Here is a 12,003-nt window from a genome sequence, read left to right as displayed (position 1 = left end):
GAGTTTATCACCCACCCCCCTCTTTTTCCATGAACTTCGCTCGTAAACCGACTCGTAGGAATGCCGCCCATGAGTGGCTGGACTATCTTCGTGATTCACAAGGGCTCGGAGGGATTTTGGCTAAAACAGAAGATTTAGCCAAACTCAAAACTGCTCTTAATATAGCTTTGACAACCCTGGATCTAGAGCATTTCAGCTCAAAAATTGAAGCTGGGTGGCGTTCTGGCGGCCAAAATGAACTCTTTTTACTAGTCAGCGGGGCTACGATTGCTACGCGCTTACAGCAAGTTTTACCTAGCTTAATCAATGAGTTATCAAAAAAAGGGGTAATTTGCTTATCCATTAAGGTTCGCATCAAACCTGCTCCACCCCATTGGGAAATAAAAGCTCGAACTGGCCTACAAACAGAGCGAAAGCCGCAAGGTTTTAATCCTGTCGCCAGGGCATCCTGGGAATCCCTACTGGAGAAATTAGACCCTGACTCTGACTTACGTGAAGCGGTTGAGAAGCTCCTACAAAAATAAAGCTAAATAAACTTATTTGCTATGGGGGAGTTAGAAAAAGAGAGGTTGACTCTCTTTAGAGTAGGCTGAGGGAGCCTTATTTTCAGAAAACGTGCTTATTTCATAGGAGCTTGGATCGTCCAGAAGCTTTCTCAGTAAAGCATTGTTTAATGCATGTCCTGATTTTTCAGCGATATAGGCGCCAATAATAGGGTGCCCCACTAAATAAAGATCTCCAATCGCATCTAATATTTTGTGTCGCACAAACTCATCTTCATAACGAAGCTCTTCGTTATTGAGAATTCGATGCTCGTCTAACACGATCGCATTATCTAAACTTCCACCACGCGCTAAACCCATCTCGCGCAATGCTTCAACTTCGTGAGCAAAACCAAAGGTACGCGCACGTCCAATTTCACTTCGATACGCATGCTCAGCAAAGTCAACAACAAAATGTTGGCCCGTCTTATCGACGGCTGGATGTTTAAAGTCAATAGTAAAGTCGAGTTTAAAGCCGAAGAAAGGCTCTAAACGCGCAAGCTTATCTCCCTCTCTTACCTCAATCGGTTTTTTAATTACTAAAAATTGTCTTGGTGCATCTTGCTCAGCAATACCTGCAGACTCTATTAAGAATAAGAATGAGGCAGCACTACCATCCATGATGGGTACTTCTTCCCCATCTACTTCAATCAAAAGATTATCTAGGCCTAAGCCAGCACAAGCTGAAAGCAAATGCTCTACTGTAGACACTCGGACACCATCTTTTTGAATAACGGATGCTAAGCGAGTGTCACATACCGCCAGAGCAGTAGCCGCTATCACGAATGGCTCTGGGGTATCAATACGAACAAACGAGATTCCTGAATTTACCGGAGCAGGCTTAATCGTCAACGTGACCTTACGGCCAGAGTGCAGACCAATCCCGACAGTTTTAACGGGGGTGGCGATCGTACGTTGCTTCATCATGCTTTATCTAAATTCAGGAATAACTACTTAGAGCTTTTTCAATACTGAAGCAGCATCACTTACTTCAAATTTTCCAGCATCTTCAAGATCCAGAGTTTTCACGATGCCATTTTCAACAATCATGGCATAACGTTGTGAGCGAACACCTAAACCACGGGCAGTTAGATCAAACTCCATCCCCAGTTTTTTAGTGAACTCAGCACTTCCATCGCCTAACATGCGTACTTTATTGCCAACTTTCAGATCACGACCCCATGCACCCATCACAAATGGATCATTGACTGCCACACACCAAATCTCGTCAACACCCTTAGCTTTGATCGCATCAAAATGCTCAACAAATCCAGGAACATGTTTTGCAGAGCAGGTAGGTGTAAATGCACCCGGCAATGCAAAGATCACTACTTTTTTACCAGCGGTCAGCTTTTCCACTTCAAATGCATTGGGACCAATGGCGCAACCTTCAGTTGCCTCATCTAAAAACTCATACAGAGTCGCATTTGGTAACTTTTGTCCGACTGCAATCATAAAATCTCCCGTTAAATAGTTGTCATGAATATGCCAACGCTAGCGCGGGATTCGTCGTCCGGAGGGGCGCCGCGCTGGCATTTTGCAACTGCCTATTGTATTGATCAGTCGTTTAATCTGCTTGCTTACGTAAAAAAGCAGGTATCTCGTAGTAATCAGCACCTTTATCCAACATGGTTTTGGCCTGCGGGGAGCTATCAGCACCTAGGGTGGGTACTGGTGTAGCCTCGCGAGAACTACGGAATACTCGTGGCAAATCATATTGACTGTAATCCACACCACTGGATGCTGGCTGCGCCATCGAGGGAATGCTTCCAGCACCTGTCAACGCTACGCCTGCAGTCGTATTTAAAGCCGAATCAAGACCCACTTTACTCATGGCAGCAGAAGCACTAGCAGGCGCAAAGCTATTTAAGTCTGCCATCGTTGGCATGGCGTCATGAGTACCAGTAGCCTGTCTCCAGACAACTTCTGGCTGCTGATGTTGTCTAGCCTGCGGATTATTTAATCCCGTAGCTACCACAGTCACACGCAATGCATCACCTAAGCTTTCATCATAGACCGTACCAAAAATGACTGTTGCATCATCCGCAGCGTAACCTCGAATTGCTGCCATGACTTCGCGCGTCTCGGATAACTTCAATGTCCGACTCGCAGTAATGTTTACTAGTACACCACGTGCACCAGAAAGATCAACACCCTCGAGTAATGGCGAGGCTACTGCAGCTTCAGCAGCTAAGCGTGCGCGGTCCATACCAGAAACAGTAGCAGTTCCCATCATCGCCTTACCTTGCTCGCCCATTACAGTTTTAACATCTTCAAAGTCAACGTTGATCAAACCCTGAACATTGATGATTTCTGCGATACCAGAAACTGCGTTGTGCAATACATCATCAGCACAAGCAAATGCCTTATCGAACTCGGCATCTTCACCCATCACTTCAAAGAGTTTTTCATTGAGAACAACAATTAAAGAATCAACATATGATTCGAGTTCAAGCGCACCATTTTCTGCTACCTTAAGACGCTTTGCGCCCTCAAAATCAAATGGTTTGCTGATGACACCAACAGTCAAAATACCCATTTCTTTTGCTACCTGGGCAACGATTGGCGCAGCGCCTGTTCCAGTTCCGCCCCCCATACCAGCAGTAATAAATACCATATGAGCACCTTGCAATGAATCAGCAATACGAGCACGTGCTTCTTGAGCAGCAGCTGCACCGATTTCTGGTTTAGCGCCGGCACCAAGTCCGCTAGAGCCTAGTTGCAAATTCACAGAGGCCTCAGAGCGCTGTAATGCGCCAGCATCGGTGTTCATGCAAATAAACTCTACGCCGTTAACCCCACGACGAATCATATGCTGAACAGCATTGCCGCCAGCACCACCAACTCCAACCACTTTAATAATGGTTTTGCCAGCAGTTTCTTGATCTAATATTTCAAATTCCATATACCCTCCTAGGTAAATAAGGCACTACATTGACGACGAAGTAAAAACAACAAAACTTAAAAATTTCCTGCGAACCATTCCTTCATACGCGACACTACACTCTGTAACGCGCCTGATTGAGATACTCTTCGGCCACGCAATAATTGCGCTTGCCCTTCCATTAACAAACCAATGCTGGTAGCAAATCTTGGGCTTCGTAAAACTTCATGTAAGTGGCCACGATATTCAGGGTTGCCAATGCGTGCAGGCCTTAAAAAGACTTGCTCAGCCAAATCCACCATGCCAGGCATGAGAGAAGTTCCGCCGGTCAGAACAATTCCGGAGGACACCATGTCTTCATAACCAGAGTCCCGCACCACACCCCTTACTAAGGTAAATAATTCCTCGACCCGTGGCTCAATGACAGCAGCCAAAGACTGCTTAGACATCGGGCGTGGGTCACGATCACCCACACCAGGCACATCAATCATGGTGCTAGGATCAGCCATATCTTGACGAGCAATACCATATTGGATTTTTAAGTCTTCTGCATCTAATGTTGGGGTGCGCAATGCCATAGCGATGTCATTAGTAATTTGATCCCCTGCAATAGGAATGACAGCCGTATGACGAATAGAGCCCTGACAGTAAATGGCAATATCAGTAGTGCCACCACCAATATCAACCAAGACCACGCCAAGCTCTTTTTCATCCTCTGTCAGTACCGCTAAACTGGAGGCTAGTGGCTGCAAAATGAGATCATTCACCTCTAAACCACAACGACGAACACACTTCACAATGTTTTGCGCTGCACTCACAGCACCAGTAACGATATGTACTTTTACTTCTAGGCGCAAACCACTCATACCTATGGGTTCACGGACATCTTCTTGTCCATCGATGATAAATTCTTGAACCAAAATATGAAGAATCTGTTGATCTGTTGGAATATTGATTGCTTTTGCAGTCTCTAAGACACGCTCGACATCACCAGCGCCTACCTCTTTATCTCGAATCGCCACCATACCGCTAGAGTTAAAACTCACAATATGATTTCCAGCAATGCCAGTAAACACTTGCACGATTTGACGGTCAGCCATCACCTCAGCCTCTTCCAGCGCCTTCTGAATAGACTGCACAGTTGCTTCAATATTGACAACCACGCCCTTTTTTAATCCTTTAGAAGCGGTTTGGCCAACACCTACTACGTTGAATTGGCCATCAGGAGTTAGTTCGGCGACTAAAGCCACCACCTTAGATGTACCAATATCTAAGCCTACTAATAAATCGCGGTTGTCCTTACTCATCGTGATTGTCCATTCTGATTACTCATTGCTTCTGCTCACTTTTTTTACCTTCTACTTCATTCTTTTTCACACTTACAGAAGCAAGATGCACTGTAAAACCATTGGCATATCTCAGATCAATAGAATCAATTCGATTTGCCCATTTTTCTTGTACTTGTGGCCAATATTTAAAAAGGCGCGCCACTCGATCTTCAGTCAAGTTTTTGTCTGAATTCTCTTCATCACGCCCGAATTCAACCTTCATATCATTAGATAGCTTCACGGACCAGGCATAACGATCCGATAAAGTCAGACTTTTTACTTCAGCATTCCAAGGCTTAAACCAGATGCTCGCTCTTTCAAATAAGCGCATCACTTCCTTGCTCGCATCTTCTGGTCCATAAAAATCAACCAAGGTAATACCCTCACCAACATCTGAGATGCGTCCTGCAAAAAGTTCGCCATGAATATTCATGAGGGTCTGGCTATTTTTTCCGCCCCATGTACCAAAAGGCTTTTGCTCTTCAATACTAATTACAAGTCCATTGGGCCAAACTCTTCGAACATTTGCCTGGCGAACCCAAGGCATGGATTCAAATCCACGCTTTACTTCCTCCAATCGGACGCTGAAAAAGTTACCTTGCACTGTTTCTAAAACCTGCTGCTTCACAACCGGCTTATTAATATGCTTAAGGGTTTGTCCGGCAATAGGCTCAATCATCACTTGTCGTATTACAAAAACAGGACGCTGGCTTAGCCAAATAAGAACCCCTATACAGGCCATCAAAATAAAGCTACGCACTAAAAAACGACTGAGCTTTTGCATACGCTCTGGGTAATTCCAGAGCGGGGACATGATGGCGGAAAAAATATCGCCGAAACGATCTAATAGTGTCATCACAGATCTACATTTTCATTAATTTGCAAAGTTTGACTTAATAGCCACAACACTAGATCTGCATATTCAACGCCGGCTGCATTTGCTGCCATGGGTACCAAAGAGTGAGAAGTCATACCTGGCGAAGTATTCATTTCCAATAGGTAAGGTTTACCAGTTTTTTTGTCTAACATGACATCAGCACGGCCCCAGGTTTTACAACCAAGGACTTTGTAGGCAGCCAAAGCTAATGCTTGTACTTCCTCATTAACCTCAGCGCTTAAACCAGTTGGGCATAAATACTGCGTTTCATTAGAAAAGTATTTGTTGTGGAAGTCGTAATTCGCCTGCGGAGGAATAATTTTGATGACTGGTAAAGCCTCAGCGGAATCACCAAAGCCCACTAATGGACAAGTAAGCTCATCTCCAATAATGCAGCTCTCCGCAATCACTTTTTTGTCCATACCAGCGGCAAGTTTGTAAGCAGCAGGTAAATCTTCGAGGGCTTGTACCTTCGTTAAACCTAGAGAAGATCCCTCATGCGCAGGCTTCACAATTAAAGGTAGCCCTAAGTGCTTCACAACTGCAGACCAATCACAATCCGCAGTAAGCTCTTCAAATACTGGGGTTGAAAGCCCACTACTCAACCAAATACGTTTGGTAGTAATTTTGTCAATCGCTAATGCAGAAGCCAGCACGCCACTACCGGTATAAGGTAAATCTAAAAGATCTAACAAGCCTTGAATAGTGCCATCTTCACCATAGCGACCATGTAAGGAGATAAATACTCGGTCAAACTTTTCTTTTGCTATTTCAGTGGGGCAACGTAAGCCAGGATCAAACCCATGGGCATCTACACCTCTGGATAACAAAGCCTCTAATACACCTGTACCAGACATTAAAGAAATCTCACGCTCACCAGATCGCCCGCCAAGCAAAACACCCACTCTACCGAGCGAATGAATATCCAGGCTTGCGAGCTCTTGTTTCACACGCTCACCCCAGGTAGGTAGTTGCCTGTCTTGCTTAAACATGCTTTCCCTCCATCAATACATGCGGCAATCCACCTATCGAGCCTGCACCCATCGTAATGAGGACATCACCATCACATAATATGGCTCTTAACTTTTCAGGCATCTCCGCTACCGTTCCTGCAAATGCAACCGCAGAAACATCTAAGCTACTGATATTCTGATCTGTAGTGATAGCTGCTTTCATTAAGCTTTGGCTATCCGCACCGACAATCTTAGACTCTCCCGCTGGGTAAACTTCCGTCAGGACCAATGCATCAAAGCTTTTGAGAACCTGTACAAATTCTCCAAAACAATCTCTAGTCCGTGTAAAACGATGTGGCTGAAATGCTAATACCAATCTACGATGAGGGAATGCGCCACGCGCTGCTGCTAAGGTAGCAGCCATCTCTACTGGATGATGCCCATAGTCATCAATTAAAGTAAAACTTCCGCCTGTTTGTAATGGAATTTCACCGTACCTTTGGAAGCGACGACCCACACCACTAAATTCAGATAAGGCTTTCATGATCGCCTGATCACTTATGCCTAATTCCGTTGCAATACCAATAGCTGCCAATGCATTTTGAACATTGTGTAACCCCGGTAAATTTAATTGGATCTCTAATGGACCTGGTTTATTGCCGTGTCTTCGAACTGTTCTACGCTCAACCGTAAAGTGCATACGAGTGCCTTCAGCACGGACATGATGTGCGCGGATATCCGCATCTTCAGCAAAGCCATAACGCAATATTGGTTGAGAAACAAAAGGAATAATGTTTCTAACATTCTCATCATCTATGCAGAGAATTGCAACGCCATAAAATGGCATGCGTTGGGTAAATTTCACAAAAGCCTGCTTAAGTTTGGCCATATCATGCTGATAAGTATCCATATGATCAGCATCAATATTAGTCACTACTTCCATAGCTGGAAAGAGTTGTAAGAATGAGGCATCGGATTCATCAGCCTCAACCACAATAAAATCACCTTGACCTAAACGCGCATTAGCACCAGCTGAATTTAACTTTCCTCCAATGACAAACGTAGGATCTAAACCACCCTCAGCCAAAACAGAGGCCACTAAACTCGTTGTTGTAGTTTTGCCATGTGTTCCTGCAATAGCAATACCTTGCTTTAGACGCATCAGCTCGCCCAACATAACGGCACGCTGAATCACGGGTACCTTAGCCGCTCGTGCAGCCAATACTTCTGGATTGTTACCGGTCACTGCAGTAGAAATCACTACTGCTTCTGCAGTACCAATATTCTGAGCAGCATGGCCAATATGAATGACGGCGCCTAATTCTTTAAGTCGATTTGTTACTGCACTCTTTGATAAATCAGAACCTGATACCTGATAACCTAAGTTCAGTAATACCTCTGCAATGCCGCTCATACCCGCACCACCAATACCTACAAAATGGATTTGCTGGACGATATGCTTCATATAGCTACTCCCGCACAATCGGCACATATTTCCGCAACACGCTGGGTTGCATTGGGCTTTGCCAATGCATGCGCATGCTCTGCCATGACTTGTAAGTCTTTACGATTGAAGTTTTGGATCATCAAAGCAAGATCTTGTGGGTTCATATCTACTTGCGGCAAAAGAATAGCTGCCTTGGCATCAGATAAAAAACGGGCATTGGCTGTTTGATGATCATCAATCGCATATGGAAATGGAATGAGGCAAGATGCCACTCCACATGCTGCAATTTCTGAGATGGTCATTGCACCTGAACGGCAAATCACCAAGTCTGCCTGCGCATATGCAGCAGGCATATCCTCTATAAACGCACGGATATCTGCCTCTACACCTAGCTCTGCATAACGCTGCTGAAGACTTGCCAAATGCTTATCTCCAGCCTGATGAATGACATGCGGACGTACAGCTTGATCCATGAGCGCTAAGGCGGCTGGCATGGCTTCATTTAAGGCGGCAGCTCCAAGACTTCCGCCAACAACCAAGATGGATAAATTTCCAGAGCGCTGCGCATAACGTATTGATGGCGCCCCTAATACTTCAAACTCTTCTCGAATAGGATTACCGACCCACTCAGCATGTTCCATCGTATTTGGAAAGCCAGTTAAAGTGCGCATCGCGATTTTTGCTAAAGCTGTATTTGCACTACCTGCTACGGAGTTTGCCTCATGCAACACCAATGGTCTATTTAATAGCTTACTAACTAATCCACCAGGAAAGGTAATGTAACCGCCCATACCAAGGACAACATTGGGCTTTAAGCGGCGCATTATCTTCCAACTCTCAAAGCTTGCTCTTAAAAGATTGAACGGCAGCATCAGCTTTGCTTTAATCCCTTTACCGCGTAAGCCGCCAAAATGAATAGCTTCAAATGAAAAACCACATGCTTTGACCAGGCGGTATTCCATACCACTTTGATTGCCTAGCCACGATACTTTCCAGCCGCAAATACGTAGATATTCAGCGACAGCTAAACCTGGGAAAATATGTCCGCCTGTACCACCAGCCATCACAAGAATCGAAGGCTGTGTCATAGCTTGCCGCCTCGCATCAAGATGCGGTTCTCATAATCAATGCGCAATAACATAGCTACTGCAACGGCATTCATTAAGATTGCAGAACCTCCGTAGCTGACTAATGGCAGAGTCAAACCTTTTGTAGGCAATAAGCCCAGGTTTACACCCATATTGATAAAGGCTTGCCAGCCAAACCAAATAGCGACCCCTTTTGCGGCAAGTCCAGCAAAGCTACGATCTAGCTGTAAAGCAGTACGACCAATTAAAAAAGCCCGTCGGACGATCCAATAAAACAAGAAAATCATAACGACGACACCCACAAAACCTAACTCTTCACCAATCACAGCCATGATAAAGTCGGTATGTGCTTCTGGGAGGTAGTGCAGCTTTTCCACACTCCCTCCTAAACCCACACCAAACCACTCACCACGACCAAACGCCATTAATGAGTGAGTTAATTGGTATCCTTTATTTGCTGCGATATCAGCTTGCCAAGGATCTATAAAAGCCATAATGCGCTTTTGTCGGAATGGAGATAAGGCAATGATGGTTGCTGCGCTCAATATTCCAACCAGCAATAATCCCCCAAATAATTTACCGCTGATACCACCTAGAAACAAAATTCCAAAAGCGATTATGGCGATCACTACAAATGCACCCATGTCAGGCTCAGCCATTAATAATCCACCAACTAAGGCAACTGCTATACCCATTGGGAGCATACCTTTGACAAATGAATGGAGATATTCTTGGCGCTGTACCGTATAACTCGCAGCAAAAATAACAGCCGCGAACTTCATTAACTCAGATGGTTGAAAAGTAAGGCCGCCTAAAGAAATCCAGCGCTTTGCCCCATTTACACCCTTACCGACACCCGGAATTAACACGGCAATTAATAGCAATACAGTAAATCCAAAAATGATTGGGGAGTACCGATCCCACATCTTAGTAGGAATTTTAAAGACCCATATACCAACACCAATTGCAATCGATAAAGATATGAGATGTCGAATCAAAAAGAAATTACTGCTGTAGTTAGCATACTTGGGGCCATCCGCTAAAGTGATCGATGCGGAGTACACCATAACTAGACCAATGAGCGCTAAAGATAGTACCGCCCAAACCAATAACTGGTCATAGTCCATCATTCGCGAACGAGTTTGCTCTACACCAGTGACAGCATCCCTTAAGCCACTACGAAAGTTATCAATTCCGCCTCTTGAGAAATTCCAGAAACGTCCTAGCCCCAAACGATGTTCAGGAAAGAATTTTTCTTTCAAATTCATGCAGGCGCTCCTTCGAACTGCATACCTAATTCCTGCACTTCAGCAACGAATGCCTCAGCACGCGCAACATAGTCGGTAAATTGGTCAAAACTAGCGCAAGCTGGTGATAATAAAACGATGTCACCTGATTGCGCTTGTCTAGCTGCTTGGCTTACTGCATTTTGCAAGGTCTCACTCATAATGCAAGCCACCGAATCACCTAGTGCCTGTGCAATTTTTGGAGCATCCTTACCAATCAAAAATACACCCTTCACAAAACGTAATGCAGGTTCGCGCAAAGGGCTAAAGTCTTGGTCTTTACCTTCACCACCAGCAATCAACCAGATCCGCTTACCGGTCTGATTGATACCAAGGCCACTCAAGGCAGCAACAGTTGCGCCTACATTTGTGCCTTTACTATCATCTACGTACTCCACATCAGCAACAATAGAAACACTTTGCATGCGATGAGGCTCGCCATGATAGTCACGTAAACCGTGGAGCAATATATTGAGTGGTAGTCCAGCAGATCTTGCTAATGCCAAAGCGGCAAGGGCATTCAAAGCATTATGACGGCCACGAATACGTAACGCATCTGCCGGAATCAAGCGTTTTAAACGTAATGGCTCATCGTCTACTATCGTATTCTTTCGGCGACGCTTTGGCGTAGGCTCCAGATCCTCATCTACCTCAGCCCATACCAACCAATCAATTCCACCCGCACGTAAGTCATGCTCAATACCAAAAGCACCTTGCTCATCTGGTCGTCCAGAGCCAAATGTCACTATCGATCTTTGAGATTTTTGCTCATCAGATAGAAGACTCATGACAACAGAATCATCCCGATTTAGAATGCACTTAGTATCTTTACCAAAAATATTGGCCTTCGCATTTGCGTAAGCTTGCATGTCACCATGCCAATCTAAATGGTCTTGCGTAATATTAAGTATGGTCGCTGCTGTTGCATTAAAAGTGCTGGTATAGATTAATTGAAAGCTAGATAACTCAAGCACCCAAATCTCAGGCATATCTGAAATCTGATCAACTGCATCTAAACAAGACATTAATTTATCTAAAGCTGCCGGACTAATGTTTCCTGCAACAGCAACCCGCTTCCCTGCCCGCTCACATAATTGCCCAGTAAGTGCAGTAGTAGTGGTTTTTCCATTTGTCCCTGTAATCGCTAAGATGGCAGGCTTATATTCATCCTCGGATGCTTGTGCCATACGATCTAAAGCAGCAATAGCTCTAGCAAAAAATTCTATTTCGCCCCAGATATCAATACTGCGCTCTTGAGCATTCGCTAAGAAAGACTGCACAGGCTCATGCAAAGGAGACAAGCCAGGACTAATGGCAATGACTTCGATATCTTTAAGATGAGACTCTAGTAGCGGGCCAAAATAACTATCTTTTAGTCCGGCAAACTCTAACTCGCTGATCCATACTTTTTGTCTAGCATTTAGCTGCTCAAAATCTCGTGTATCGGCCAAGTGAACTGTTGCACCATTTCGCAAACACCATTTAGCCATTGCAAAACCAGATTCTCCTAAACCCAGAATCAATATCTTTTGCGGAGCTGTATATGCCTCATCTGAAATAAGGGTTGGATTTGCGAAGGCGTGTTCTAAGTTATGCAT

11 protein-coding genes are annotated in these 12,003 nt (G+C 44.7%); 1 reads left to right on the top strand and 10 read right to left on the bottom strand.

All coding sequences use genetic code 11. The features are described from left to right. Nucleotides 1–29: 29 nt before the first annotated feature. A complete protein-coding gene (locus DCO16_RS00930; protein WP_173941921.1) occupies nucleotides 30–524 on the top strand; it encodes a hypothetical protein in 495 nt (164 codons plus the stop codon). Between the two features lie 30 nt (nucleotides 525–554). Here the strand turns inward: DCO16_RS00930 and lpxC are convergent, their stop codons facing one another. The 10 genes from lpxC to murD form a co-directional block, all read right to left on the bottom strand. Further along, nucleotides 555–1,469, bottom strand: coding sequence for a UDP-3-O-acyl-N-acetylglucosamine deacetylase (gene lpxC, locus DCO16_RS00925; protein ID WP_173941920.1), 915 nt, complete (start codon nucleotides 1,467–1,469; stop codon nucleotides 555–557). 27 nt (nucleotides 1,470–1,496) lie between these two features. Further along, nucleotides 1,497–1,997 carry a peroxiredoxin gene (locus tag DCO16_RS00920; RefSeq protein WP_173941919.1) on the bottom strand — a complete coding sequence of 167 codons (501 nt, stop codon included), beginning with the start codon at nucleotides 1,995–1,997 and terminating at the stop codon, nucleotides 1,497–1,499. 112 nt (nucleotides 1,998–2,109) lie between these two features. After that, complete coding sequence (ftsZ, locus tag DCO16_RS00915; protein ID WP_173941918.1) at nucleotides 2,110–3,447, bottom strand: cell division protein FtsZ; 1,338 nt, start codon at nucleotides 3,445–3,447, stop codon at nucleotides 2,110–2,112. A 56-nt stretch (nucleotides 3,448–3,503) separates the two neighbouring features. Next, nucleotides 3,504–4,733: a cell division protein FtsA gene (gene ftsA / locus DCO16_RS00910; RefSeq protein ID WP_173941917.1), complete on the bottom strand. Its 1,230-nt coding sequence runs from the start codon at nucleotides 4,731–4,733 to the stop codon at nucleotides 3,504–3,506. Nucleotides 4,734–4,755: 22 nt separating this feature from the next. After that, nucleotides 4,756–5,610, bottom strand: coding sequence for a cell division protein FtsQ/DivIB (locus DCO16_RS00905; RefSeq protein ID WP_254598058.1), 855 nt, complete (start codon nucleotides 5,608–5,610; stop codon nucleotides 4,756–4,758). Beyond that, the gene (locus tag DCO16_RS00900; protein ID WP_173941915.1) at nucleotides 5,610–6,623 is read right to left on the bottom strand and encodes a D-alanine--D-alanine ligase; all 1,014 of its coding nucleotides are present in this window, start codon (nucleotides 6,621–6,623) and stop codon (nucleotides 5,610–5,612) included. The genes DCO16_RS00905 and DCO16_RS00900 overlap by 1 nt, the downstream gene beginning before the upstream one ends. After that, nucleotides 6,616–8,049 carry a UDP-N-acetylmuramate--L-alanine ligase gene (gene murC, locus DCO16_RS00895; RefSeq protein ID WP_173941914.1) on the bottom strand — a complete coding sequence of 478 codons (1,434 nt, stop codon included), beginning with the start codon at nucleotides 8,047–8,049 and terminating at the stop codon, nucleotides 6,616–6,618. The genes DCO16_RS00900 and murC overlap by 8 nt, the downstream gene beginning before the upstream one ends. Continuing rightward, on the bottom strand, nucleotides 8,046–9,119 hold the full coding sequence (murG, locus tag DCO16_RS00890; protein WP_173941913.1) for an undecaprenyldiphospho-muramoylpentapeptide beta-N-acetylglucosaminyltransferase: 1,074 nt from the start codon (nucleotides 9,117–9,119) through the stop codon (nucleotides 8,046–8,048). Before murG ends, murC begins: the two co-directional genes overlap by 4 nt. Then, entirely contained in the window at nucleotides 9,116–10,387 is a 1,272-nt protein-coding gene (gene ftsW, locus DCO16_RS00885) for a putative lipid II flippase FtsW (protein ID WP_173941912.1), read from the bottom strand. The genes murG and ftsW overlap by 4 nt, the downstream gene beginning before the upstream one ends. Then, nucleotides 10,384–12,003: a UDP-N-acetylmuramoyl-L-alanine--D-glutamate ligase gene (gene murD, locus DCO16_RS00880; protein WP_173941911.1), complete on the bottom strand. Its 1,620-nt coding sequence runs from the start codon at nucleotides 12,001–12,003 to the stop codon at nucleotides 10,384–10,386. The genes ftsW and murD overlap by 4 nt, the downstream gene beginning before the upstream one ends.

Source organism: Polynucleobacter antarcticus (assembly GCF_013307245.1).
GTDB classification, from domain to species: domain Bacteria; phylum Pseudomonadota; class Gammaproteobacteria; order Burkholderiales; family Burkholderiaceae; genus Polynucleobacter; species Polynucleobacter antarcticus.
This window is presented reverse-complemented; position numbering and strand designations above follow the sequence as displayed.

What these genes read in the sequence shown, in the direction of transcription:
- DCO16_RS00930 (WP_173941921.1), top strand. Translation starts at nt 30, where the DNA reads ATGAACTTCGCTCGTAAACCGACTCGTAGGAATGCCGCCCATGAGTGG.
- lpxC (WP_173941920.1), bottom strand. Translation starts at nt 1,469, where the DNA reads ATGATGAAGCAACGTACGATCGCCACCCCCGTTAAAACTGTCGGGATT.
- DCO16_RS00920 (WP_173941919.1), bottom strand. Translation starts at nt 1,997, where the DNA reads ATGATTGCAGTCGGACAAAAGTTACCAAATGCGACTCTGTATGAGTTT.
- ftsZ (WP_173941918.1), bottom strand. Translation starts at nt 3,447, where the DNA reads ATGGAATTTGAAATATTAGATCAAGAAACTGCTGGCAAAACCATTATT.
- ftsA (WP_173941917.1), bottom strand. Translation starts at nt 4,733, where the DNA reads ATGAGTAAGGACAACCGCGATTTATTAGTAGGCTTAGATATTGGTACA.
- DCO16_RS00905 (WP_254598058.1), bottom strand. Translation starts at nt 5,610, where the DNA reads ATGACACTATTAGATCGTTTCGGCGATATTTTTTCCGCCATCATGTCC.
- DCO16_RS00900 (WP_173941915.1), bottom strand. Translation starts at nt 6,623, where the DNA reads ATGTTTAAGCAAGACAGGCAACTACCTACCTGGGGTGAGCGTGTGAAA.
- murC (WP_173941914.1), bottom strand. Translation starts at nt 8,049, where the DNA reads ATGAAGCATATCGTCCAGCAAATCCATTTTGTAGGTATTGGTGGTGCG.
- murG (WP_173941913.1), bottom strand. Translation starts at nt 9,119, where the DNA reads ATGACACAGCCTTCGATTCTTGTGATGGCTGGTGGTACAGGCGGACAT.
- ftsW (WP_173941912.1), bottom strand. Translation starts at nt 10,387, where the DNA reads ATGAATTTGAAAGAAAAATTCTTTCCTGAACATCGTTTGGGGCTAGGA.
- murD (WP_173941911.1), bottom strand. Translation starts at nt 12,003, where the DNA reads ATGCATAACTTAGAACACGCCTTCGCAAATCCAACCCTTATTTCAGAT.